23 protein-coding genes and 1 tRNA gene are annotated in these 24,260 nt (G+C 66.4%); 14 read left to right on the top strand and 10 right to left on the bottom strand.

Annotation, left to right across the window (positions count from 1 at the left end; translation table 11 throughout):
• Nucleotides 1–36: 36 nt before the first annotated feature.
• From pal to ASD82_RS07720, 5 genes are all read left to right on the top strand, one after another.
• Complete coding sequence (pal, locus tag ASD82_RS07740; RefSeq protein ID WP_056717260.1) at nt 37–543, top strand: peptidoglycan-associated lipoprotein Pal; 507 nt, start codon at nt 37–39, stop codon at nt 541–543.
• Nucleotides 543–1,412: a tol-pal system protein YbgF gene (ybgF, locus tag ASD82_RS07735; protein WP_056717259.1), complete on the top strand. Its 870-nt coding sequence runs from the start codon at nt 543–545 to the stop codon at nt 1,410–1,412. The genes pal and ybgF overlap by 1 nt, the downstream gene beginning before the upstream one ends.
• A gap of 11 nt (nt 1,413–1,423) precedes the next feature.
• Complete coding sequence (gene queE / locus ASD82_RS07730; RefSeq protein ID WP_056717258.1) at nt 1,424–2,116, top strand: 7-carboxy-7-deazaguanine synthase QueE; 693 nt, start codon at nt 1,424–1,426, stop codon at nt 2,114–2,116.
• Between the two features lie 137 nt (nt 2,117–2,253).
• Nucleotides 2,254–2,940 carry a 7-cyano-7-deazaguanine synthase QueC gene (queC, locus tag ASD82_RS07725; protein ID WP_056717294.1) on the top strand — a complete coding sequence of 229 codons (687 nt, stop codon included), beginning with the start codon at nt 2,254–2,256 and terminating at the stop codon, nt 2,938–2,940.
• A gap of 72 nt (nt 2,941–3,012) precedes the next feature.
• Nucleotides 3,013–3,088 (top strand) — tRNA-Lys (locus ASD82_RS07720).
• Between the two features lie 51 nt (nt 3,089–3,139).
• Here the strand turns inward: ASD82_RS07720 and ASD82_RS07715 are convergent.
• The 4 genes from ASD82_RS07715 to ASD82_RS07700 form a co-directional block, all read right to left on the bottom strand.
• Nucleotides 3,140–5,038: a hybrid sensor histidine kinase/response regulator gene (locus ASD82_RS07715; RefSeq protein ID WP_235580664.1), complete on the bottom strand. Its 1,899-nt coding sequence runs from the start codon at nt 5,036–5,038 to the stop codon at nt 3,140–3,142.
• A gap of 127 nt (nt 5,039–5,165) precedes the next feature.
• Complete coding sequence (locus ASD82_RS07710; RefSeq protein ID WP_056717256.1) at nt 5,166–5,882, bottom strand: VTT domain-containing protein; 717 nt, start codon at nt 5,880–5,882, stop codon at nt 5,166–5,168.
• Nucleotides 5,879–6,439, bottom strand: a complete 561-nt coding sequence (locus tag ASD82_RS07705; RefSeq protein WP_056717255.1) for a nucleoside deaminase — start codon at nt 6,437–6,439, stop codon at nt 5,879–5,881. Before ASD82_RS07705 ends, ASD82_RS07710 begins: the two co-directional genes overlap by 4 nt.
• Nucleotides 6,440–6,451: 12 nt before the next feature.
• The gene (locus ASD82_RS07700) at nt 6,452–8,212 is read right to left on the bottom strand and encodes a glutamine--tRNA ligase/YqeY domain fusion protein (RefSeq protein WP_056717254.1); all 1,761 of its coding nucleotides are present in this window, start codon (nt 8,210–8,212) and stop codon (nt 6,452–6,454) included.
• Between the two features lie 110 nt (nt 8,213–8,322).
• Here ASD82_RS07700 and ASD82_RS07695 point away from each other — a divergent pair, with 110 nt between their 5' ends.
• Together ASD82_RS07695 and ASD82_RS07690 are read left to right on the top strand one after the other, a co-directional pair.
• Nucleotides 8,323–8,598 (top strand): DUF2007 domain-containing protein, encoded by a 276-nt coding sequence (locus ASD82_RS07695; RefSeq protein WP_056717253.1) that lies wholly within the window; start codon nt 8,323–8,325, stop codon nt 8,596–8,598.
• Nucleotides 8,599–8,634: 36 nt separating this feature from the next.
• Nucleotides 8,635–9,153, top strand: a complete 519-nt coding sequence (locus ASD82_RS07690; RefSeq protein ID WP_056717252.1) for an adenine phosphoribosyltransferase — start codon at nt 8,635–8,637, stop codon at nt 9,151–9,153.
• Here ASD82_RS07690 and ASD82_RS07685 read toward each other — a convergent pair.
• Nucleotides 9,147–9,743, bottom strand: coding sequence for a hypothetical protein (locus tag ASD82_RS07685; RefSeq protein ID WP_056717251.1), 597 nt, complete (start codon nt 9,741–9,743; stop codon nt 9,147–9,149). The two genes, ASD82_RS07690 and ASD82_RS07685, sit on opposite strands and share 7 nt — an antisense overlap.
• Nucleotides 9,744–9,816: 73 nt before the next feature.
• On the bottom strand, nt 9,817–10,764 hold the full coding sequence (locus tag ASD82_RS07680) for a LysR substrate-binding domain-containing protein (RefSeq protein ID WP_056717250.1): 948 nt from the start codon (nt 10,762–10,764) through the stop codon (nt 9,817–9,819).
• Between the two features lie 296 nt (nt 10,765–11,060).
• Here ASD82_RS07680 and ASD82_RS07675 point away from each other — a divergent pair, with 296 nt between their 5' ends.
• A complete protein-coding gene (locus ASD82_RS07675) occupies nt 11,061–13,763 on the top strand; it encodes a M1 family metallopeptidase (RefSeq protein WP_056717249.1) in 2,703 nt (900 codons plus the stop codon).
• 51 nt (nt 13,764–13,814) lie between these two features.
• Here ASD82_RS07675 and ASD82_RS07670 read toward each other — a convergent pair whose 3' ends face one another.
• Nucleotides 13,815–14,297 (bottom strand): hypothetical protein, encoded by a 483-nt coding sequence (locus ASD82_RS07670; RefSeq protein WP_056717248.1) that lies wholly within the window; start codon nt 14,295–14,297, stop codon nt 13,815–13,817.
• A gap of 218 nt (nt 14,298–14,515) precedes the next feature.
• Between ASD82_RS07670 and ASD82_RS07665 the strand changes: the two genes are divergently transcribed.
• Together ASD82_RS07665 and ASD82_RS07660 are read left to right on the top strand one after the other, a co-directional pair.
• A complete protein-coding gene (locus ASD82_RS07665; protein ID WP_056717247.1) occupies nt 14,516–15,556 on the top strand; it encodes a hypothetical protein in 1,041 nt (346 codons plus the stop codon).
• Between the two features lie 103 nt (nt 15,557–15,659).
• The gene (locus ASD82_RS07660) at nt 15,660–16,709 is read left to right on the top strand and encodes a DUF535 family protein (RefSeq protein WP_056717246.1); all 1,050 of its coding nucleotides are present in this window, start codon (nt 15,660–15,662) and stop codon (nt 16,707–16,709) included.
• A gap of 17 nt (nt 16,710–16,726) precedes the next feature.
• Here the strand turns inward: ASD82_RS07660 and ASD82_RS07655 are convergent, their stop codons facing one another.
• The 3 genes from ASD82_RS07655 to ASD82_RS07645 form a co-directional block, all read right to left on the bottom strand.
• The gene (locus tag ASD82_RS07655; protein ID WP_235580663.1) at nt 16,727–19,138 is read right to left on the bottom strand and encodes a TonB-dependent receptor; all 2,412 of its coding nucleotides are present in this window, start codon (nt 19,136–19,138) and stop codon (nt 16,727–16,729) included.
• Nucleotides 19,139–19,284: 146 nt separating this feature from the next.
• On the bottom strand, nt 19,285–20,295 hold the full coding sequence (locus ASD82_RS07650; protein WP_056717245.1) for a FecR domain-containing protein: 1,011 nt from the start codon (nt 20,293–20,295) through the stop codon (nt 19,285–19,287).
• Complete coding sequence (locus tag ASD82_RS07645; protein WP_235577826.1) at nt 20,295–20,879, bottom strand: RNA polymerase sigma factor; 585 nt, start codon at nt 20,877–20,879, stop codon at nt 20,295–20,297. Before ASD82_RS07645 ends, ASD82_RS07650 begins: the two co-directional genes overlap by 1 nt.
• 121 nt (nt 20,880–21,000) lie before the next feature.
• Here ASD82_RS07645 and ASD82_RS07640 point away from each other — a divergent pair, with 121 nt between their 5' ends.
• From ASD82_RS07640 to ASD82_RS17345, 4 genes are all read left to right on the top strand, one after another.
• Nucleotides 21,001–21,759 carry a hypothetical protein gene (locus ASD82_RS07640; protein ID WP_056717244.1) on the top strand — a complete coding sequence of 253 codons (759 nt, stop codon included), beginning with the start codon at nt 21,001–21,003 and terminating at the stop codon, nt 21,757–21,759.
• 431 nt (nt 21,760–22,190) lie between these two features.
• Entirely contained in the window at nt 22,191–22,535 is a 345-nt protein-coding gene (locus tag ASD82_RS07635) for a hypothetical protein (protein ID WP_056717243.1), read from the top strand.
• A gap of 34 nt (nt 22,536–22,569) precedes the next feature.
• Nucleotides 22,570–23,304 (top strand): hypothetical protein, encoded by a 735-nt coding sequence (locus ASD82_RS17695; RefSeq protein ID WP_157599217.1) that lies wholly within the window; start codon nt 22,570–22,572, stop codon nt 23,302–23,304.
• A 75-nt stretch (nt 23,305–23,379) separates the two neighbouring features.
• Nucleotides 23,380–24,195 carry a hypothetical protein gene (locus ASD82_RS17345; RefSeq protein ID WP_082585278.1) on the top strand — a complete coding sequence of 272 codons (816 nt, stop codon included), beginning with the start codon at nt 23,380–23,382 and terminating at the stop codon, nt 24,193–24,195.
• Nucleotides 24,196–24,260 lie beyond the last annotated feature (65 nt).

The following is a 24,260-nucleotide window of genomic DNA, read 5'->3' as shown; positions in this document are numbered from 1 at the left end:
TTGTTTGTCGGAACTCAACCCGTAAGGAACGTCACCATGAATAAGACCGTTCGCGTCGCCCTGGTTGCCCTGCTCTGCGTAGGCGCGGCCGCTTGCTCCAAGAAGCAGGAAGTCAAACCGCAGCCGGCTCCGGAGCAGGCTGCTCCCGTGCAGGCACCCGTCTCTGACGGCAAGTACACCCCCGCCGATCTCGATACCGATGCCTGCCTGCGTCAGCGCGTCGTGTACTTCGACTTCGACAAGACCGAGATCAAGCCGGAGTTCCAGCAGATCATGGCGTGCCACGCCAAGTACCTGCAGGATCGCCCGATGTCGCACATCCGTCTGGAAGGCAACACCGACGAGCGCGGCACCCGCGAGTACAACCTCGGCCTCGGCGAGCGTCGTGGCAATGCCGTTTCCGACGCGCTGCAGGCCAATGGCGGCCAGGCCAGCCAGCTGGAAGTGATCAGCTATGGCAAGGAAAAGCCGGTTTGCCGTGAGCACAACGAGGATTGCTGGAGCAAGAATCGTCGCGTCGAGATCGTCTACACGGCGCAGTAATGATGAAGCGACTGGCTAACAGCTTTGCAGCCAGGATCAGCACGGCGGGCGCCATCGCGTCCGCCGTGCTGTTCGCGTTCCCGGCTTTCGCGCAGGACTCCCGGTTGAGCCTCGCCGATCGTGTCGCGCGGCTGGAACAGCAGGCACAGAACAAGGACCAGTCCGGCACGGGCATGGTCAACCAGATGCAGCAGTTGCAGGCCCAGGTGCAGCAACTGCAGGGTCAGGTCGAGGAACTGCAGCACCAGCTGCAGACGCTCGACGACAAGAACAAGGCCCAGTACACCGATCTCGATGCCCGGCTCGGGCGTCTGGAGTCGGGTGGCGCGGGCGCGGCGCCCGGCGCCGGCAACCCGGCGGCAGCGGCCGCGGCCGCGGGCAGCCCCGCCGCAGGCGCCAGCGCGAATGTGCCGGCAGCAGCGGCCGCCGGCAACGCTCCGGCGGTCGCAGCCAGCGCGGCTGTAGCCGCAGGCGATCCGGCGGCGGCGCAGGCGGCTTACGACGTGGCGTTCAAGGCGATCCGCGGCGGCAATTACGTGGAAGCATCGCGCGAGTTCCGCAGCTTCATCCAGCAATTCCCGAATCATCCGCTGGTTCCCAACGCCTGGTACTGGCTGGGCGAGTCGTACTACGCCACCACCAACTACCCGGTGGCGCTGGAGTCGTTTCAGCAGCTGCTGAGCCAGTTCCCGCAGAGTGACAAGGCGCCCGACGCCCTGCTCAAGGTGGGTTACAGCCAGCTCGAGCTGAAGAAGAGCGACGAGGCCAGGGCCACGCTGACCCAGGTCACCACGAAGTACCCGGGTTCCAAGGCGGCCAGCCTGGCGAAGGAACGTCTGCAGCGTCTGCAACTGCAGTCGGGCAACTGAGTCCCGCGGCGATGAGTGGTCATGACGCGCAGCAGGCGTCGGCGACGCCTGCCGTGGCCGTCCCGGAGCGGCTGCGCATCACCGAAATCTTCCACTCGATCCAGGGCGAAGCCGACGCGATCGGCTGGCGCACCGTGTTCGTGCGCCTCACCGGCTGCCCGCTGCGTTGCGTCTGGTGCGATACCGAATATTCGTTCCATGGCGGCGACTGGCACGGGATCGACGAGATCCTGGCCGAAGTCGCCTCGCATGGCGCGCGGCACGTCTGTGTCACCGGCGGCGAGCCGCTGGCGCAGAAGCGCTGCCTGATCCTGCTGCAGCGCCTGTGCGATGCCGGTTACGAGGTGTCGCTGGAGACCTCGGGCGCGCTGGACGTCTCCGCCGTCGACCCCCGCGTGCGCAAGGTGATGGACCTGAAGGCGCCCGGCTCGGGCGAAAGCGCGCGCAACCTGTGGTCGAACCTCGATCATCTGCTGCCGCACGACCAGATCAAGATCGTCATCGCCAGTCGCGAAGACTACGAGTGGTCATGCGCCATGCTGGCCGAGCACAGCCTGGCCGATCGCTGCATGGTGCTGTTCTCGCCGGTCTGGGGCAAGGTCGAGCCGCGCGAACTGGCCGAGTGGATCATCGCCGACAGGCTGCCGGTGCGCTTCCAGCTGCAGCTGCACAAGCTGCTGTGGAATGACGCCGCCGGGAGATAGTTTTCTGCGCCCGCCCGGGGCGCGGGAAGCGGGAACGGCCATCGGTGGCCGGACCCTGCAACGAACATCGCGCGCCGGCCTGTGTTGCCGGTGGCGCTTTCCGGCCGGTGACCGGTCGTACCCCGTGGATGCAAACCATGTCTGAAAATTTCCCCCGCAAGGCCGTCGTACTCGCTTCCGGCGGCATGGATTCGGCCGTCGTCATCGCCATGGCTCGTGAACAGGGCTATCAGGTGCACGCGCTGAGCGTCTCCTATGGCCAGCGCCATCATTCGGAACTGGCGGCGTCCGACCGCGTGTCCAGCATGCTGGGTGCGGTCGAGCACAAGACGGTGGGCATCGACCTGCGCAGCATCGGCGGCTCGGCGTTGACCGCCGACATCGACGTGCCGCTGGATGCCGCGGACGCCAGCGCCATCCCGGTCACCTACGTGCCGGCGCGCAACACCATCATGCTGTCGATCGCGCTGGGCTGGGCCGAGGTGCTGGGCTCCAGCGACATCTGGTGCGGCGTCAACGCGGTCGACTATTCGGGTTACCCCGATTGCCGGCCGGCCTTCATCGAGGCGTTCGAACAGCTGGCCAATCTGGCGACCAAGGCCGGCGTCGAGGGCGCCGGTATCCGTGTCCACGCGCCGCTGATGCGCATGAGCAAGGCCGACATCGCCCGCGAAGGGCAGCGCCTGGGCGTGGACTTTTCCGCCACGGTCAGCTGCTACCAGGCCGACGACGAAGGTCGCGCCTGCGGACACTGCGACGCCTGCCGCCTGCGCGCCCAGGGCTTTCGCGAGGCCGGGCTGGCCGATCCCACGCGTTATGCGTGATCCGGCCGCGGGGCGCTTGCTTGTGCCCTTGCCACGCAGCCCGTAAAATTGATCGCTTGAGTTTTCAACGATGGGTCGTTAGCTCAGTTGGTAGAGCACTGGACTTTTAATCCATTGGTCCCGGGTTCGAATCCCGGACGACCCACCAGTTTTCAGAGCGCCCTGCCGGGCGCTCTTTTTTTGCGCGTCGAAATCTTGATCACCGGCCGGCGCGGGTGCTGGTCCACGCCGACATCATCGCGCTGCGCAACTGGGGTGGCGAGACCGGCTTGTACAGCAGCGGAATGTTCGCCGCGATGATCTCGCGCAGGTGGTCGACGCGGGTCTCGCCGGTGACCAGCAGTCGTGCGAACGGCGTGTCGCCGTCGCGCTGGTAGTGCCGGTCGAGCGCGGCGAAAAGGTCCATGCCGCGGGTGCCGCCGCGCAGGTGCAGGTCGCTGATCACGATGTCCGGCGGGCCGGGCCAGTTCTCGACGGCCTCCATCGCCTGCAGGCGATCCTCGGCCACCTCCACCTCGCAGCCCCAGCTGCGCAGCAGGAAACGCACCCCGGAGAGAATGGCCGGGTCGTCGTCCACCACCAGCACCCGCTTGCCGCTCAGGTCGACCGGCATCTCGTGGGGCGCCATCGATTCCCCGGGGCTGGCGTGGGCGGTCGGCAGGCGAAAATGGAACACGCTGCCGCGACCGAGCCGGGACTGCACCCGCACTTCGGTGTCGAGCCGCACCGCCAGCCGCTGCACCGTGGCCAGCCCCAGTCCGAGGCCCGATTGCGAGCCGTCGTCCAGTCCGGCGTCGGCGCGATCGTCGATGCGGTAGAACTCGTCGAACACGTTGGGCAGGTGTTCCGGCGCGATGCCGCTGCCGGTGTCCCAGACCTCGATGCGGACCAGCCCGTCACCGCATCGGCGGGCACCGATCAGCGCGCCGCCATGATGGGTGAAGCGCAGCGCATTGCTGACCAGATTGTTGAGGATGCGGCTCAGCATCGTGCGGTCGCTGCGGACCCACAGCCGGGTCGGATGGATGAGCAACTGCAGCTCGCGCTGCTCGGCGACCATGTCGAAGTTCCGGGCGACTTCGGCAAACACCTGGGCCAGCGGGAACTCGCTGATCTCGACCTGCACCGCGCCGGTCTCCAGTCGCGACAGATCGAGCAACTCGTTGAACAGGTGGTCGAGCGACTGCACGCATTCCTGGATGTGGGCGATGCGGTCCAGTTGTTCCGGCCGGTCCTCGTCGACGCTGAGCGCGGAGGAGAACAGTGTCAGCGCATAGAGCGGCTGGCGCAGGTCATGCGAGGCCGCGGCCAGGAAACGCGACCGTGCCAGGCTGGCGGCTTCGAGCGCGGCGTTCTTGTGCGCCAGTTCCCGCGTCGCCTGTTCGATCTGCTGGCGCATGCCGCTCTGGATGTCATGCAGCGCGGCGGCGGCATGATTGAAGCCCTGTTGCAGTTCGCCGATTTCCGTGCGGTCGGTCACCGGCACCTCGACCGGCCGGTCGCCGAGCCCCAGCTGATGCACGGCGCCGGCAAGGTGACGCAATGGCGCACTGATCCAGCGCGCTGCCTGCCACGCGAGCACGCCGGCGAGCAGCAGGCTGACCAGCAGGGCGATCAGCGCGTGACGCAGGCTGGCACGCTGCATGGCGATGGCCTGGTGCAGGCTGACGTCCACCCGCACCGAACCTTCGGCCACGCCTCCGGGCTGGTCGCGGTCGATCATCTCGCGCACCACGGTGAGGACTTCCGCCGGCTCGCGGTTGCCGTCGAGCTCGTTGTGGTCGGCGAGGATCTGGCCGGCGCCGCTTCGTATCTGCACCCGGATGACATGCGGCAGGTCGCCCACCGAGTCGGCGATGCGGTTCAGCTCGCGCAACTGCATGTTGCGCAGCGGCTGCAGGCTGATCGAGGCGGCCTGGGTGGCGATGGCGTCGGCATTGCTCCGGGCCATCTCGCGCAGGTTGACCAGTTGGCGCTGGGCCATGAAGGCCGCCAGCAGGGCGGCGGTGATCAGGGCAGGCATCAGGGCCACGAAGGCCATGCGCTGCATCAACGACCGGCGTTGCCACAGTCGTTTGGGCCAGGAGTCAGCCGCCATGTCCATCCGTCCCGTCCCCCATCGCGTCGCGGACCGGTGGGCATTGATGCCGGGCCCGAAGTGCTGCCGGTTGTCCGGTGTCACACTAGCGCGAAACGGGTCGGCTTGGCAGCTGCCGCGATCCGTTTCAGTCCAGCGGGAATCGGCGCCGGCGCCGGCGCCGGGTCATGCGTTCGATCAGCAGGGGCAGCAGGGCGAGCAGGGCGATCGCGCCCAGCGGCAACAGCACCTCGCGGTGCAGGAACAGGCCCAGGCCGAGGCTGTCGCTCTGGCTCATCGCGTCGCCAAGCCCGGCGCCGATCGAGGTTTCGAAGATCAGCGCGATCGTGCCGCCCAGCCAGCTGGCGCCCAGGAACAGCCACAACGGGCAGCGCAGCCAGGCCAGCGCCACCGTGACCGCGCCGAACGGCACGACCGGAATGAAGCGCAGGAACAGGGTGTAGCTGACCGGGTGCCGCTCGAAGCCATGGTGCAGCCGCGCCACGATGGCCGGCGGCTGGCGGCTGCCCGGACCGAAGGCGTAGCGGCTGGCCAGGAACAGGATCAGCGATCCCAGGGTCAGCCCCAGCGACGAATACAGCGTGGCGTCGACTACCCCGAAGGCGAAGCCGCCGGCCAGGATCACCACGATGGTGCCGGGGATGCCGGTGGCCACGGTCAGCGTCAGCAGGCCGGTGAAGGCCAGCCGGCTCAACCACGGGTGGTCATCGATCTGTGCATGCAGGCTGGCCTGGTTGGCCAGCAGCCGGTGCGGCGTCAACTGGTCCAGCGAGCCGGAGGCGAACAGCACGACGCCGGCCAGCACCAGCAGCACCAGCGGCAGCGTGGCGCGCCAGCGGCTCAATACGGTGTGCCGCTGGCGCCGTAAGTGGCCAGTACCGCGCGGGCCTGGTCGCGCAGGATGTCGCGGCGGACCGAGATGTTGCGGCGCTCGAGTTCGCCGATCCAGTCGGCCGGCAGCGGGCCTTCGTCGAAATCGGTCAGCTCTTCCACGTCTTCGGCGCGCGCGCCGATCAGCAGTTCGTCGATGCCGGCCCACACGCTGGCGCCGTAGCACTGGCAGCACGGCTGCGAGCTGGTGGCCAGCACGTAGTGGCCGCCGTCCTCGTTCAGCCGATGCCGGCTCAGCCGCTGCTGGGCGATCATGATCACCATCATTTCAGCGTGCGCCACCGAGCAGCTCTGCGGCACCACGCGGTTCACGCCCACGGCGACCAGCCGGCCGCTGTGGTTGTTGAACACGGCCGCGCCGAACGGACCGCCGCCGCCGCGCTCGACATTCTGTCTCGACAACTCGATCGCCAGGCCGACGCGTTCCTCGTCACTCTGGTAACGCCTGTTGGTATCCACCACGTCGCCGATCCACGGCGGCAGGGTCAGATGGATTTGCAGGGGTAACATGCGGTTCTCCGTTTACTGGCCGGCGGCCCGGGCCCAGACGTCGCGCAAGGTCACCGTGCGATTGAACACCGGAGCCTCGGCGCGATGGTCGACGCGGTCGGCCACGAAGTAGCCCAGGCGTTCGAACTGGAAGCGCTGTTCGGGCTCGACACGGGCCGCGGCCGGCTCCAGCCACGCCTGCACCACGCGCTTGGCGTCGGGGTTGATGTGGTCCAGCCAGGTCTTGCCGTCTTCCTCGTTGTCGGGCGCGGGCACGCTGAACTGGCGGTCGTACAGGCGCACCTCGGTGGCCACCGCGTGCTTCGCGCTGACCCAGTGGATCGTGCCCTTCACCTTGCGGTCGGCGCCGGGCAGGCCATGGCGGGTTTCCGGGTCCAGCGTGCCATGCAGTTCGATGACGTTGCCGTCGGCGTCCTTGACGATGTCGGTGCACTTGACGATGCCCACGCCGCGCAGGCGCACTTCGCCGTCGGGCTTCAGGCGATGGAAGCCTTTCGGCGGCACCTCGGCGAAATCGTCGCGCTCGATCCACACCTCGCGGGCGAACGGCACCTCGCGCGTGCCGAAGCTCTCGTCCTTCGGGTGGTTGGCGAAGCCCAGCGTTTCCTCGTGGCCTTCGGGCAGGTTGGTCAACACCAGCTTCAGCGGGTCGAGCACCGCCATGCGCCGCGCCGCGGTGGCATCCAGGTCCTCGCGGATGCAGCCTTCGAGCACGGCGTAGTCGATCACGCTGTTCTGCTTGCTCACGCCCAGCCGCTCGATCAGCAGACGCAGTCCTGCCGGGGTGAAGCCGCGGCGGCGCAGGCCGCGCAAGGTGTTCATCCGCGGGTCGTCCCAGCCGTCGACGAAGCCGTCGCTGACCAGCTGGGCCAGCTTGCGCTTGCTGGTGATGCAGTAGCTGAGGTTGAGCCGGGAGAATTCGATCTGGCGCGGCTTGGCCGGCTGGGTGGGCAGGCCCGCGGCGAGCAGCGGCTGCCATAGCTGCGGATGGTTCGGCAGGTCGACCTTGTCGACGAACCAGTCGTACAGCGGGCGGTGGTCCTCGAACTCCAGCGTGCACAGCGAATGGGTGATGCCTTCCAGCGCGTCGGACAGGCAGTGCGCGTAGTCGTACATCGGGTAGATCGGCCACGCGTCGCCGGTGTTCTGGTGGGCGATCTTGCGCACCCGGTAGATCGCCGGGTCGCGCATGTTGATGTTGCCCGAGGCCATGTCGATCTTCGCGCGCAGGGTCTTGCTGCCGTCGGCGAATTCACCCGCGCGCATGCGCGCGAACAGGTCGAGGTTCTCTGCCACCGAGCGCTCACGATACGGCGAATGGCGGCCCGGCTCGGTCAGCGTGCCGCGGTACGCGCGCATCTGCTCGGCGTCGAGGTCGTCGACATAGGCCACGCCGTCGGTGATCAGCTTGCACGCCGCCCGGTAGAACACCTCGAAGTAGTCCGAGGCGTGGCGCAGCTCGTGCCATTCGAAGCCGAGCCAGCGCACGTCGTCCTTGATGCCCTCGACGAATTCGGGGTCTTCCTTGCCCGGGTTGGTGTCGTCCAGGCGCAGGTTGCACCAGCCGCCGAATTCCTTCGCGATGCCGAAGCTCAGGCAGATCGCCTTGGCGTGGCCGATGTGCAGGTAGCCGTTCGGCTCCGGCGGGAAGCGGGTGTGGATCGCCGTATGCTTGCCCGAAGCGAGGTCGTCGCGCACGATCTGCCGGATGAAATCCTGGGGTGCCGCGGCCGGCGGCGGGGCGGGTGCGGCGGCGGGCTGATCGGTCGACATCGGGCTGTGGCTCACGGACGGTGGTGGAAACGTGCAAGTTTACCCTGTCACCGTGATCGGGGCAGGGCGGCCGGCTTGCCCCGCGCTGCCGTGCGGGTTAGCGTGCAGCCATGCACATCGTCTATCGCGCCGAGAACCTGTTCGATGCCCATCTGGTCAAGGATGCGCTGGAAGCCGGCGGCATCCCCGCGTTCATCGCCGGCGAGTACCTGACCGGCGCGGTGGGCCAGTTGCCGGCGATGGATTACATCGCGGTGATGGTGCCCGAGGCTGCGCTGGCCGACGGCCAGGCCATCGTGGCCGGGGTCGAGATGCAGCTGAGCGAAGCGCGCGAAGCGATGCGCGACGACGAACTGCCCGGCGAGCCGCTGCCCCTGCCGTGCTGAGCGGCACTTCACGGCGTGAATTCCCGAGGAAACGACATGCATGAACTCGCCGCGCTGATCCGCGCCGTGCCCGACTTTCCGCGCGCCGGCGTGGTGTTTCGCGACGTGACGCCGCTGCTGGCCGATGCCGCGGGCTTCGTCCGCTGCATCGATGCGCTGGCCGAACCGTGGCTGGGCCGCGGCGTGCAGGCGGTGTGCGGGATCGAGGCGCGCGGCTTCATCTTCGGCGCGGCGCTGGCGCAAAAACTGGGCGCGGGCTTCGTGCCCCTGCGCAAGCCCGGCAAGCTGCCGCCGCCGGTGATCGCGGTGGACTACCAGCTGGAGTACGGCACGGATCGGCTGGAAGTGCAGCGCAGCGCGATCCGCCCGGGCGAGCGCGTGCTGCTGGTCGACGATGTGCTGGCCACCGGCGGCACGCTGGCCGCAGCGCGGGAGCTGGTCGGGCAACTGGGCGCCGAGCTGGTCGGCGCCAGCGTGGTGATCGAACTGGACGCGCTGCGCGGGCGCGAGCGCTGGCCCGGCGGCGAGCCGCTGCACGGCCTGCTGCACTACTGAGTGACGGTGACGCTTTCGACGTAGATCAATTCGCAGGCGCCGCCACCGGTGTCGTCGCGGGTCATCGAGGTGTTCCAGTGCCAGCCGTCCGCCCGGCTGGCATCGACCAGGAAGCCCTCGATGTGCACCACCTGGCCCGGCCGGATCAGCTCCAGCTGGCGCTTCACGTCCTCGTCGGCCGGGATCATGTGCATGTTGGCGCTGGAGGTTTCGATCTCGCGGCGCGGTATCGGGAAGTCCTTCACGTGCCAGTAGTAGAAGCGCCCGGACTGGCTGATGTCGATGCCGGCCAGCACGGTGCTGTCGGACATGCGGCCCCAGCCCAGCGCCAGGTCCAGCGGCACCAGGTCGCCATCGCGGGAGCCCGAATAGTCCTTGCGCGACAGCACCCGCGCGGTGATGTCGAAGTGGGCGCGTGTCTGCAGGCTGACGCCGTCGCGTTGTAGTAGTGCGCCTTGGTCCAGATCGACCTGCTGCGGCGCCTCGGAGGCCAGCACGCCCGGCCCGGTTTCCACCGCGGCATGCTGCCGGTGCGCCAGCACGAACAGCAGGGCCAGCAGCACCGCGGCGGCGATCAGCAGGTTGCGCATCGTCAGGGTGTCCGTGGTCGGCTGGCTGCTTGCGGTGGATGATGGATGCCGGCTTGCGTCCGGCCGTTCGGCGTCAGCCGGCGGAGACCCTGGCCGCCGGCGGCGTCGCCGCGGTGTGCGCGTCCAGCAGGTCGGCGGGGAGGTCGCGCAGCACGTCGGCGAGACGCTTCAGGAAGGCGTCCATCGCCGAACTCTTGCGCCAGACCATCGCGATGCGCCGGCTCGGCGGCGTTCCCCGGAACTCGATCAGGTGCAGGTTTTCCAGCGGCGCCACCGGCGGTTTCACCGCGGTCACCGGCAGCAGGGTGATGCCCACGTTGGCCGCCACCATCTGGCGCAGGGTTTCCAGGCTGGTGGCGCGGAAGCCGGAGTGTTCGCCCGCGCCGGCCATGTGGCAGACCTCCAGCGCCTGGTCACGCAAGCAGTGGCCGTCCTCCAGCAGCAGCAGGTTCTGGTGGGTGAGGTCGGCCAGCTTCAGCTGGCCCTGCTTGTGAGCCAGCGGATGCGCTTCGGACACCGCCAGCAGGAACGGCTCCTCGAACAGGAATTCCTGATGCAGGCTGTCCTCGTGCAGCGGCAGGGCGAGGATGCCGGCGTCGAGCTTGCCCTCGTGCAGCAGGCGCAGCACGGTCTCGGTCTTCTCCTCGACCAGCAGCAGTTCCAGTCGCGGGAAGGCCTTGCGCACCAGCGGCAGCACATGCGGCAGCAGGTACGGCCCCAGCGTGGGGAAGATGCCCAGCCGCACCGTGCCGGATTCCGGGTCCAGCGTGCGCCGGGCCACGCCGCGGATCTGCTCGATCTCGTTGAGCACGTTGCGCGCGCGCATCGCGATGTCGCGGCCGACCTCGGTCAGCAGCACCTTGCGCGGCGTGCGCTCGACCAGCGGCACGCCCAGTTCTTCCTCCAGTTTCCTGATCTGGGTGGACAGAGTGGGCTGGCTGACGAAACAGGCATTCGCGGCACGCCCGAAATGACGGTGCTCGGCCAGGGCCACCAAGTATTGAAGGTCGCGCAGATTCATCGCTCATCCCGGTACGACAATAGCCAGAAACTATGGGCGAGATGGTAACAATCAATTGGAGCAATGCAAGAAGGCTCGGTACGCTGTCGCCATTGATCTCGTGACAACCCGCGCGTCGGAGTCCCCTCCCTCTCCCCCGCAGGCGCGCGGGCTTCCCCGGCCGGCCATGAAGTCCGCTTCATCGCCGGTTTTTTTTGGGCCCGTGCCAGGCTGATGCCCGGCCATGCCTTCTGGCACTGGGTCGAAGGTCATGGCGGCTCTAGCTTGGGGATTCTCCACAACCCAGGGAAACCACCATGCGCCGTCTCGTCCGCCCGCTCCTGCTTACCGCGCTCGCCACTTGTTGTGGCGCCGCGTTTGCCGCCACCGCCGACCAGGCGCCGCAGGGTCGCCTGCCGGGCTGGGCGGTGCCGCAGTCGTACCAGCTGGCGTTCAAGGTCGATCCGGCGCAGCAGGACTTTTCCGGCACCACCACGATCAAGGTCAAGCTGAACCAGGCCTCCGACCACCTGTGGCTGGATGGCGCCGAACTGAAAGTGTCGAAGGTGACGATCACCGACGCCGCCGGCAAGATGCACGCGGGCAAGTACGTCAACGTCGACCCGAAGGCGGGCGTGGTGCGGGTGGATTTCGGCAGCACGCTGAAGCCGCAGGACCTCACCGTGAAGTTCGAGTACAGCGCGCCGCTCAACCAGCAGCTGCAGGGCCTGTACAAGGTCACCGCCAAGGGCCAGCCGTATGCGATGACGCAGATGGAGCCGATCAGCGCGCGTTTCGCCTTCCCCGGTTTCGACGAACCCGGCTTCAAGACCCCGTTCGACATCAGCATCACCGTGCCCGACCACGAGAACGTGGTGGCCAATACCAAGCAGGTGAAGGAGCAGCCGGCCGGCAAGGGCTGGAAGACCGTGACCTTCGCCCAGACCCAGCCGCTGCCGACCTACCTGGTCGCGTTCGCGGTCGGTCCGTGGGACATCGTGGACGGCCCGGACATCTCGCCCGACGCCTACCGCAGCGAACCGCTGAAGCTGCGCGGCATCGCCGCCAAGGGCGAGGGTCATCGCATGGAGCACGTGCTGGGCGAAACGCCGAGCATCATCCATGCGCTGGAGAACTACTACGGTTTCGGCTATCCGTTCGGCAAGCTCGACCTGCTGGCGGCGCCGGATTTCGAAGCCGGCGCGATGGAGAACCCGGGCCTGGTGACGTTCCGCGACTGGCTGCTGCTGCTGGACAAGGATTCCCCGGCCCGCAACGTGCAGGGCTCGTTCAACGTCAACGCGCATGAGCTGGCGCACCAGTGGACCGGCGACACGGTGACCACCGCGTGGTGGAACGACATCTGGCTCAACGAGGCGTTCGCGACCTGGATGCAGCAGAAAGTCACCATGCAGGTGCATCCGGAATACCGCGCCGACCTCGACCGCGTGCGCGGCGCGCAGGGCGCGATGAGCAACGACAGCCTGGTCAGCGCGCGCAGCATCCGTCAGCCGATCTCCGGCAACGGCGACATCATGACCGCGTTCGACGGCATCACCTACCAGAAGGGTGCCAGCGTCATCGCCATGTTCGAGAACTACGTGGGCGAGAAGACCTACCAGAAGGGCATGCGGGCGTACATCCAGAGCCAGAAATTCGCCAACGCCACCGCCGACGACCTGGTCTCGGCGATCGCCACCGCGGCCGACAAGGGCGATGCGTTCAAGCATGCGTTCAAGAGCTTCCTCGACCAGTCCGGCGTGCCCTACGTGGCCACGAAGCTGGAACAGAAGGATGGCAAGACCGTGCTGCAGCTGAACCAGAGCCGCTACCTGCCGCTGGGCAGCAGCGGCGACGCCAAGCGCATCTGGGGCGTGCCGGTGTGCGTGCGCTACGGCACCGTCGCCCACGGCAAAGATGGAGCACCGTCCAGCAAGGTCGCCTGCGACATGCTCGACCAGGCCACCGGTTCGATGGAGCTGCCCGGCGCCAGCAAGTCGACCTGGGTGATGCCGAACGCGAACGCCAGCGGCTACTACCGCTTCAGCCTCGACAAGGACGGGCTCGACCGCCTGATCAAGCAGGTCGGCACGCTCAGCGACGCCGAGCAGCTGGCCTACGCCGACGCGATCAACGCCAGCTTCCGCCGTGGCGATCTGGATGCCGGCCAGGTGCTGGCGGCCATGCAGCCGCTGACCGGCTCGAAGATCCGCGAAGTGGCCACCGTGCCACTGGGCACGGCCAGCGGTCTCTACCATCGCATCGCCACCACCGATGCCCAGCGCGCCCGTCTGGCCGCATGGGCGAAGGCCGCCTACCTGCCGCGACTGGAGCAGCTCGGCTATCAGCGCAAGGCGGGCGAGCCGGAAGACGATTCGCTGATGCGCAGCAGCCTGGCCAGTTCGCTGGCGTTCGACTTCAAGCTGCCCGAAGTGCGTGCGGCCCTGCTCAAGCAGGGTGATGCGGCGTTGAAGCCGACGGCGGATGGCCACCTGAACCTGGCCGCGGCCGATCCCGACCTGCTTGGCGATGCGCTGGGCGTGGCGGTGCAGGAACACGGCAAGAGCGCGGTCGATGCGCTGATCGCCGAGTTGCCGAAGACCAGCGACCCGGCCTTGCGCAACGGCATCCTCGGTGGCCTGGCCAGCGTGGAAGATCCGGCACTGGCCGAGCAGGTGCGCAACTTCGCGCTGACCAAGCCGGTCAAGGTCGGCGAGATGGCCATGCTGCTGCGCGGTGGTCGCGATACGCAGGCCCAGCGTGACGCGATGTGGAACTGGTTCACCGCTCACTACCAGCAGATCCTCGATCGCACCGGCAGCTTCTCCGGCGGTCGCCTGCCGTCGCTGGCCGCCGGTGGTGGCTGCTCCACCGCCGAGTACGATCGCCTGCAGGCGTTCTTCAAGACCCGCGAGAAGGACGCTGCCGGCATCGGTCGTGGCCTGGCCCAGACCGGCGAATCGATCCAGCTGTGCAGTGCGCTGACGGCGAAGCAGGACCCGGCCAGCATCCTGCGCTAAGCGGCAACGAGGTATCCGCCGCCGGCACGGCATCGTGCCGGCGGCGCTTTTTTATCCGGGCGTGCCCGCCTCTGGCGTGCTCGGCTCTTTCGGCAAGCCGGCTTCCATCCAGCCGTCGATGAACACCTCGAGGGCCAGTCGCGCGGGCGGCACGATGCCGGCCTCGCGCACGAAGGCGGCGGCGGACTGGATCAGCAGTTGTCGCGACTGGCTGGAAGCCTGTCGTGCAGCGGCTTGTTGCTGGCGCAGTTGCACGATATGCGGCGACGGCTGTCCGGGCCTGGCGAACTTCTGGTGGCGACGCAATTCGTCGGCGACCTGCCCGGTGTCGAACGCTGCCTTCAGCACGGCCTTGCGTGCATGCAGCAGGCGAACCAGCTGGCTGGCCGCCGGTGAGGGCCGGGCATCGACGCCCGGGGTCCGCAGGATCGCGGCAAGTTCGGGCGAACAGGAGGCAGGGCAGCTTCCACCGGCGACGAATTGCTCCAGGTCGCGCAGAAAGGCAGCATGGTGGAACGGTTTCGGCGTGGCCATGGCAAACCTTCGCTGGGGAAGCGGCGACGATACGTGCTTGCACCGCCACACGCCACGCGTGCCCGCAAGACATGTTCCATCCGCCGTATCCGTTCACACCCCGGGCTGCGGGACAGCGATAAAATGGCTCCGTTGCACCGATGTGCGCCCGGGCCCTGTTCGGGACCGGCGCCGTCCTTCAACCCACATCTCCATCGGCATCGCCTACAGGGGGCTTGATGATCGAGCTGGAAATCCAGGGGCTTTCGCAAAGTCGCGAAGGCCTGCTCATCGAAGTTGGCCGTTTCATTCTTGCCAGCGGTTTCACCTTGCAGCGCCAGCGTCTGGTACAGGACCCCCATGGGACACTGTTGACGATGGTGGTGCGCGGCTCGCCGCGCAAGAAGCGCGAACTGGAAGCGGCGCTGGAAGGTTATGACCGCTTCGTCAGTTTTCGGATCACGCCGTTCGTGGAAGGCGAGGAGCAGCCGCATTTCGGCGCCACGGTGAAGCGGGCGACCTATCTGCCGCCGCCGGCGCCCGAGCCGGTCACGCCTGTCGCGAAGGTGGCGGCGCCTGCACCGGCGCCCGTCGCTTCGCCTGCCGCATCGCCATCGAGAGAAGTGCTGACGGACGAGCCCTTCGCGGTGGCGCCGATCCTGGCTCGGCCCGCGAAGACCGAAGCCGTGCAGGCCGAAGCCGTGCAGACCGTTCCGTCGGCGCCGCCTGCGCCAGCGGAGCCGGACTTCGAATTCATCTTGCCTACCACGCGTGCGCCGGCGCCACCGCCTGTCGCATCGGTGGAGGCGAATCCCTTCGTCGACGTGGTGGCCCTGGACGCGGACGAGAGCGCGGTCGACAAGGCGCTGCAGTCACTCGAATACGACTATCCGAAACTGATGCCCAGGCTGCTGGCGCTGAGCGGCTCGGTGCCGGACGGCGCGCGCGAATCCTCGCTGGCGCTGGCCGGCCAGCGCGCCGGTGCGTGGGTGTTCGCGCGGGAATACGCGATGGATGGTGGCCTGGGCCTGACCGATGCACTCGAGCGCATCGGCACGCCGGCCTTGCGGGCGTTGGTGGAAGTGGATCAGCAGGGTTCGCAACTGCACATCCTCGACAGCCCGCTGTGCACGGAGCAGGGCCATTCCGGCTGCAGCTTCTTCAGCGGATTCCTCGAAGGCTTGCTGGGACCGGTCATCGCGCCGGGGGGGCTGTCGATCTTTCCGGTGTGTTGCCGCAGCTACGGCGCGGACGAATGCGTGCTGGCGATTTCGGAGTGATCGGGTCCGCCGGTCGCCGTGCAGCGGACTGCTGATCGCCGGCATTTCAAAAACCGGTGGCTCGCGCGTCTCAATGGTCAACTCGGCATGACGAGGCGGACCGATGCGCATCGAACAAATCAGCAGGACGACCCGCTTGTGGATGGAGGCCGTGCGCAGTCGCTGGTCGCTGCGCCAGGCCTCCGGTGACGGTCGCTGGCAGCTGGCCCTGCACATGACCAGCTGGCTGCGGCTGTGCATCCGCCAGACGCAGTGGCTGCGCTCGCTGCATGCGCGCGAGGCGATGTGGCGGGCGGCGCAGGCCGATCCGCGGCTGTACGAGCGCTGGCACCGGCCCTACATCTCGACGCACTTCAACCCCGCCGCGCGCCGTCGCATCGTCAATGCGCACTACGATTTCGTGATGCGACGCTTTCCCGCATGGCTGGCCGAACGCATCGTGCTGGGTGGTGGTGCGCGCCTGACCACGCTGCGGCTGGAGGATGCGGCCGACGTGCACCTGCACCTGCGCAAGCCTTCGCGCGCCGACGCGGGCGAGCTGAGCCTGTTGCTGCTCAGCGACGACAAGGACGTGCTGGCCTCGTGCATCCTGACCTTCGATCGGCGCGACAGCGTCACCATCGGGGCGTTGCGGGGCGCGGGTCCGCATGCGCCGTTCGAGGCGACGCGGGAATTCATCCGGGGCAGCCACGGCCTGCATCCGAAGGACCTGCTGATGTCGCTGGTGCGCGAGCTGGCGGCGCTGCACGGGTTGAAGCGGATTCGCGCCGTCACGGCGGCGGCCTGCGTCGGCCAGTCGAGTGCGGAGGTTGACGGTGCGGACGTGGAAGCTGCCGCCAGCGGCGATGCGTTCTGGGAAGCACAGGGCGGCGTGAGCGCCGGCGCGGGCTGTCATGCGCTGCCGTTGTCGCTGATTCCCGCGCCGTGCGCCGAAGGTCCGCGCAGCCGCCGCGAAAAGCAGCAGCGCAGCGAAGCCTTCCGGCGGGAAGCCGGTGACGCCTTCGCGGCCGCGTTGCGGCGATCGACCGGAGCGCTGCCTGCCGCCGCGGAAGCCGCGGAGTCGCGCGAAGGCGCGGCGACGCCGGCCCAGCGATTTCGCGGCGGCGAGAAACACCCGGCCGCTTCCGCCAGCCTGCTGGCTGCCGGTCCATGACGCGCGCGCGGCGGAATCTAGAAGTGGAAGCTTCCGTTGAACAGGACCAGCCGGCCCTGGCGCACCGGCACGAAGGACGACTCGGCGTTGATCGCGTACAAGGTGCCTCCGAAAAGATTCTTCACGCCCAGCGTCAGCGTCCAGGGATCGGCATACCAGCTCAGGTTCGCCTCCGCGCTCAGCTGGCTCGGCATGCGGAAATAGCCGCCGTCCTCGGTGCGTCCACTGGTGCTGCTGCGCCCGAACACGCCGCCGGCCACACCCCAGGATTGCAGGGCAGGGCGCTGGAAGCGGTAGCTGGCCCAGGTGTTCCACTGGTGCCGCGGCGCGCCGTACGGAGCACTGCCGTCGTGGTTGCGGATGCGCGCGCCGGTATAGCTGGCCGAGACATCCAGCCCCGGCAGGACCTGGCCGTCGAATTCGATCTCCACGCCGGTGTTGGTCTGGCCCGGACCCGGCACGGCGAAATGCGGCGCCTCCGGCGCTACCTGGCTGATGCTGTGGTCCAGCCGGATGCGGTACCAGGCCAGCGTCAGCCTGGCGCGCTGGTCGAACAGGCCGACCTTGCTGCCGAGCTCGAGCTGGTGCGACACCGACGGCGGCAGCGGGCGACCGTCCTCGCCCAGCAGGGCATCGGCCTGGAAACCGGTGTTGCTGGACGCGTAAAGCGACACATCGGGGCTCGGCTGATAGACCACGCCCAATCTCGGTATCCATCTCGACTGGCGCAGCGCGGGCATCGCCGCACCCGTCAGCTCGTAGGTGGCGTGGCGCACCGTGGCCAGCACATGCCATGACTCGCCGATCGACACCTGGTCCTGCGCGAACAGCCCGAGCTGGCTCGACCACGATCCGCCCAGCGGACGGGTCTGGACGACGACGGTGTTCTTCGCCGACGCGAACGGCAGGAAATCGTCCGCCTGCAGGTCGGCGTTGACCGCTGCGCCGGTGACCAGCGCGCTGGGCTGGTTGCCGTTGCCGGTGTGGGTGCGGGCATAGTCCACGCCCAGCAGCACGTCGTGCACCAGCAGGCCCTGCTCGAAACTTGCCGCCAGTTCGTTCTGCAAGGTGTAGAACGCGTCGGAATAGCGGTAGCTGCTGGCCTGCGCCTCGCTCAGGCCGAAATGCTGGGTGTCGGAGAACGCCCAAGCCTGGCCGCTGCTGTGCTGGCTCACGTACTGTCCGCGGCTGCGCAGGCTCCAGTCGTCGCCCAGTGCCTGCTCCACCATGTAGAACGCACGCCGCGTGCGGAATCGCGCATGGTCGTCGGGGTTGCCCAGCAAGCGGTCGAATGGCGACGCGCTGGCCAGCGACTGCCCGAGCAGCACCGTGTGGTCCGGAACCGGCACGCGGTTGTCGACGTATTCCAGGCCGAACAGCCACCGCGTGGTGTCGTCCTGCCAGCCGATGGAGGGCGCGAAGTAGCCGCTGCGCTGGCCGCGATAGCCCTGCGCCGTGCGCTCGGCGCGATTGCCGGCGGCGACCCAGCGATAGGTGAGCCGGCCCTGTTCGTCGAGCGGACCGGCCAGGTCCACGCCCAGGCGGCTGCCGTCGCCCTGGCCGGTGGAGAACGTCAGCTGGCGCACCGGTTCGGCCTGCGGCCGCTTCATCACGATGTTCACCGAGCCGCCGAAATTGTTGTCCACCGACGACTCGCCGAGGATCGTCTCCGGGCCCTTCAACACCTCGACCCGCTCGATGCCGATCAGCGGCGGCAGATCCTCGATGCGCGCCACGCCGTTGGGCATGCCGTCGGTGAGGCCGTTGCCGGTGGTGAACCCGCGGATGCGGAACAGCGGCGGGCCGCCGAAGCCATCCACATAGTCCACGCCCGCCACGTGGCGCACCACGTCGGCCACCTCGAACGCCTGGCGGGAATCCATCAGGTCGCGCGTCACGATGCTCACCGACTGCGGCAGGTCGGCCAGCTCCGCGTCGGTGCGGGTGGCGCCCCGCGTGCTGTCGGCCAGGAATCCCCAGTCGCCCAGCACCAGGCCGGAGACCCGCACGGTATCCAGCACCGAGACGATCGGCACATTCGGCTTGGTGCCGCGCAGCGGACTTTCGTAGGAAGTCGCCGGGCTGAACTCGCGCTGGTGCACCACCACCGTGCGGCTGCCGATCACCTCGTAGTCCAGGCCGGTGCCCTGCAGCAGGTGGTCCAGCGCCGCTTCCACCTTCAACCTGCCGGAGGTGCCGGTGCTGCGCCGCCCAGCGATCGCTTTGCTGGAGGCGAGTATCTGCACGTCGGCCTGGCGTCCCAGCGCCATCAGCGCATCGGCCAGCGGCTGCGAGGGTATCGAGAAGCTGGTGCGCTCGGCTTTCAGAGTCGGTGCGCCCGAGGCAACGGCAACGCCGGCGAAACCGGTCGCCGTGATCCATGCCAGGCCAACGCCGAATGCACGCTGCATCCGCTTCGCGGACGTCATCTGCAACACCTGCGTCCGTCGCCGCGACGCCATTTACGTTCCGCCATCCTGCCCACCGTGCGTGCGAACCATGGTCAGGAGCGTGGCCGGTGGAAATCGGGCCGGGCCTTCGCCTCGAACATTTCCACCACCCACGCTCCCGGCTCTCAGGGCTTTCCGGTGCCCGAAAGCACCACGTGATCGGCAAACGCGCTCACCTGCACGGGAAAAACGTGCGGCAAGGCATCGACCCAACGGCCAATGTTAGTCGTGTTGACGGTGCCGGTGAACCTCAGCTCGCCCAGGCGCGGATCGGCCAGCTGCACCGGCTGGCGGCTGTAGCGATTGACGTCGGCCAGCACGGTCGACAGCGGTTCGTCGACGAACTCCAGCCGATGCTGGCGCCACGTCGCCGCGTGTTCCGGCGCGATCGTGCTGACGCTGAGCGCGCCACTGACCGGGTCGTACTCGGCGCGCTGGCCTGCCACCAGGTCCAGCCGGCCGGAGGGCAGGTCCGCACCGTCCGCGGCGCCGTTCGCCGGGGACAGCCGCACCCGTCCTTCGGTCACCGTCACGCTGACCCGCTGGCCGGTACGCCGCACGTTGAATGCGGTGCCGAGATCCTCGATGTGCAGGGGGCCGGCCGTCACCACGAACGGACGCTCGCGGTCATGCGTGACGGTGAAGAACGCCTCGCCGGCGCGCAGGTCGATGTCACGCCGGTGCTGCGCATAGCGGGTGGTCAGGCTGGAGGCCGCACCGAGTTCGATGGCGGTGCCATCGGGCAACTGGATGGCCCGATCCTCGGCCACCGCGCTGGCGTATTGCTGCGGCAGCGGGGAGTGATCCGGCCCGCCGCGCAGCATCCACCAGCCGCCCAGCAGCGCCACGCCGACCACGGCCGCGGCCGCGGCGGCCGCCAGCGGACGATACGACCGCTTCGTGGCGCGTGGCGCGAACTCGTCGATCAGCTGCTGGCGCTGGCTGGGCGAGGCGTCGGCAGCCAGCTCGCCCAGCGCGTTGAGCTGGGCGAAGGTCTGGGCGTTGCTGGGATCAGCCGCCATCCATGCACCCCAGCGCTCAAGCAGGTCCGGGGACGGTTCGGGATCGCGCAACTGGGTCCACCACAGCGCCGCCGTGCGCGTGGTTTCCTCGTCGAATCCGGTATTGGTGGCCATTACGGCGTCTCCATTGCAAAACAGCGTTCACGGCAGTGCGCCATGGCCCGGCTGACGTGGTAGCGGACCATCCGTTCGCTGAGCTTCATCTCGGTGGCGATCGCGGAAAACTCGCGGCCTTCCAGCACGTGCAGCACGAACGCCTGGCTGCACTTGGCCGGCAACTCGCGCAGGGCGGCCTGCACCTTCTTCCATTGCTGGCCGGCCCACAGGTGCTGCTCGGGCAGCGGCGCGGCGTGCAGATCCTCGCTGGCGGGCGGGGGCGACAGGTTGGCGCGCACCACGCGCTTGCGCAGGTAGTCCACCGACTGGTTGATCGCCATGCGGAACAGGAACGCCCGCGGCGTTTCCAGGTGGCCCAGGTCCTTCATGGTCAGCAACTTCACGTAGACCTCCTGCGCGATCTCCTGCGCGTCGCTGCGCGAATTCAGCCGGCACTGTAGCAGGGCCACCAGCGCAGCGTGATGCTCGCGATACAGCGCCGCCACCACCTCGCCATGAGTGGGCGCGGGGTCGAACTGCAGGTCGTCGTGGCGCGAGAGGTGTTCCATAAAACTGTGCGGACCGTCCATCAGGGTACTCATGGCGCGCTTGCGCTTGCCGCGGCTGTCGATTGCAGGCCTAGACGCGCCAGCCGGGCAAAATTGAAATGGCGCCAGAAACAAATGGGTATAGGCTTCACCACTTTCCATGGCAGGCGCCCCGATGAACGCTGTCCACGGCCAGACACCCGGCAAGGTACCGGAAGTCACCCTGCTGTTCTGGGTCATCAAGATCGCCGTCACCACGCTGGGCGAAACCGGTGGCGACGCGGTGTCGATGTCGATGAACCTGGGCTACCTCGTGGCGACCGCCATCTTCGCCGCGGTGTTCCTCGTGGCGGTGGGCGTGCAGATCGCCGCCACGCGCTTTCGTCCCTGGGTGTACTGGGCGGCGATCATCGCCACCACCACGGTGGGCACCACCCTGGCGGATTTCGTGACCCGCTCCCTGGGCATCGGCTACGCGGGCGGCAGCACGCTGCTGCTGGTGCTGCTGCTCGCCTCGCTGGCAGTGTGGCACCGCACGACGGGCACGGTGTCGGTCGAGTCGGTGAGCACGCCCCGATCCGAGATGTTCTACTGGACCACGATCATGTTCTCGCAGACGCTGGGCACCGCGCTCGGCGACTGGACGGCGGACACCGCCGGCCTGGGTTACCTGGGCGCAGCGCTCATCTTCGGCGGCTTGCTGGTGGTAGTCGCCGGCGCGCACTTCTGGACCCGGGTCTCCTCCACGCTGCTGTTCTGGACAGCCTTCGTGCTGACGCGGCCGTTGGGGGCTGTGCTTGGCGACTTCCTGGACAAGCCGCTGGCGTCCGGCGGGCTCGCCTTGAGTCGTTATTCCGCGTCGGTGGTGCTGCTGGTCTTCGTGGGGGTCTGCGTCATGTTTTCAGGCAAGAGAGCGGCTGGCGCGAGTCATTGAGGATGAGGGCTCGCGTTGTGAAGGCGGACTTCATCGGGACTCGTATTTTCGAGTTTTGAAGCAAGAGCATTCGTCTGCCTGCGGCAGCCGAGCCACCTTTCCCTGGGACCAAAATGAACCGACGTTTCCACGTGGCGCACGGCCTAGTCACCTGAGTGGTGTCGTTCGAGCGTGAAAGATCGCCGAACCTCGCTCATAAGGCGGCTTGCGCACACTGCGAACGTGCAGCTGTTATCACCATCAATTGTGGGAGATAAGACATAGCACCTCGATTTGTGAGATATGCAAAGTCACCCCCAGTCGTCCGAGCCGCTCACGTCATCCCTCAAGCCCTTGCCAAACCGGACAATCTGCTCGCTTGACGGGTTCCCTTCGAAAGCTGAACATCCGTTGCATATGCCCCGATATGGGGTCTACTAAGCGTTAGACCTATGGGCCCACTCTTCTCACTTGCTATTGTGGTTCTCGTCGGCCTGTTGGTCTTTGGCGTTGCTTTCGGCGTCGCGCGTGTTTTTCATCTGCCGCTCATCGCTCTTGTAATGGCTTCCGCGTTCGTTGTTGGCGGGGCCGTGGGCAGCGCGTTCTTTGGGTTGATCTCTTGGTTCATCATCGGCGCCACAACTCTCACGTCACACTGGCAAGTCTTCAGCTACCTCACCATGCTTGCAGCAAGTGCAATATTCGGCGGCCTCTGTCTAGTGCTGCTCTTTTTGGGCATCGTGCGGCGGTCTAACAGTTCGTTCAAGGCGGACGCGCAAAAAGCGCTCGCCGCTTAACTTCAGCGTTAGCCACCACAGCAAGACCTACCTAATGCCAAAATTTCAAGTCGGCGATCGCGTCTACGTGCCAGCGAGCGTTCTGCCCGAAGGCGACAGAGACATCTTTGCCATGCGGCGCTGCGAGGTTGTTGCAGCAAGCGATAGATCAATCCAAGTACGGCTACCTTACGGAACCTCCTCACAAACCATTGGCTCATCGAAAGCCCATCACTCACTTGGCATCGCCCTCGTGTCGATAGGCGACTTTCAGAGTGAAGATGGGCTCATAAACCCCCTCAGTAAGAGCCTCTTGCAGTTCTGCCGACTTTTGCTGCCAGACGATCACATCTCAAGCGTCAAAATTCGAGCGATTGGTGAGTTCGGCGAGTGGTGGGCAATACATCATGCCGCCTATACCCACATCATCTTGATTGGTCACGGAGATAAGACGGCCATCTACTTCGGCGTAGGCGGCGCACGTCTTCCAATTTCATTCGATCGGCGCCTTTCCAAGCACAACACAAGCCCAAAGCTGTTTGTTTCGCTCTGCTGCGAGACCGGTAAAGCGCCGTTTGCTAGAGACTTCTCAAAGCTGCCATTTTGCAGGGCTCTCATAGCGCCGGAGAAGTCAATTCATGGCGCTGTGGCTTCACAGTATTTGCAGACGTTCCTTAGTCTTCATCTACTTCAAGGAAAGTCCACAAAGATCGCGTTCAACATCTCAAACTCATTGGTGCCTGGAAATGATCGCTTCGCAATGTGGGCTGCGGGTACCAAGCGCAAGTGATGGCTAACAGTTCGTTCAAGGCGGACGGCTTCGCCGCTGCTTAACTCAAGCGTTAGGCAGCACAGGGGGCTTCCTATGTCGTCCAACATAGATCGATATAAGAAAGACTTCGAAAAATTGTGTCATCAAGCGCAGTTAGTCGAACAATCCTTCGCACATCACGTATACGGCGATGAGTACGAATCGGCTGTATTGAAATCGAGTAAAGGTGACAAAAAGGCCGCGAAGGCCTATCTCGATGCGCTGCCAAACTTCAGTGACTCTTACCAGTCGTGGTATTCGGAGTGCATAGCTTTGCTAAGGCAGCTTCTCCCCGACAGGTTGAACGACTTTATTCGCTTGTACGAAAAGCCGAAGGGTCGCAAGGACATTAGCTTCGAGAACTATCGCATTGAAGACGCCCTTCAAGGCTTACGCATCACCCGCTATGGTAGCGAAGTTGTAGCTGATTCCAAGTCAGCCATACCTCACATCAAGCAACAGATAGCGATACTCCATTCTCTAAAAAATAGATTTGAAAGCTCGCTGTACGACATTCGGCAACTTGTTCAGGCTGATCTATTAGACTCAGAGCTAGACTCGGCAAGAGAACTGCTGAAGCACAAGTTCATGCGTGCTGCCGGGGCCGTGGCAGGCGTTGTCTTGGAGAAGCACTTGCTTGAAGTCTGCAACAACCACAACATCAAAATTAGCAAGAAATATCCAACTATCGCTGACCTAAATGATTTGCTCAAAAACTCGGATGTGATTGGTACCCCAGAATGGAGGTTCCATCAGCATCTCGCAGATATACGAAATCTTTGTGATCACAATAAACAAACAGATCCAACCTCTGCTCAGGTTGAGGATTTGATTCAAGGTGTTTCAAAGGTAGCAAAAACACTCTTCTAGGTGCTGCGTAGCATCAAGTTTGAACTGCACAGCTGATCAGCTTTCATCGAAGCACTCCTGGGGCG

The organism is Rhodanobacter sp. Root179 (assembly GCF_001428465.1).
Lineage (GTDB): Bacteria > Pseudomonadota > Gammaproteobacteria > Xanthomonadales > Rhodanobacteraceae > Rhodanobacter.
This window is presented reverse-complemented; position numbering and strand designations above follow the sequence as displayed.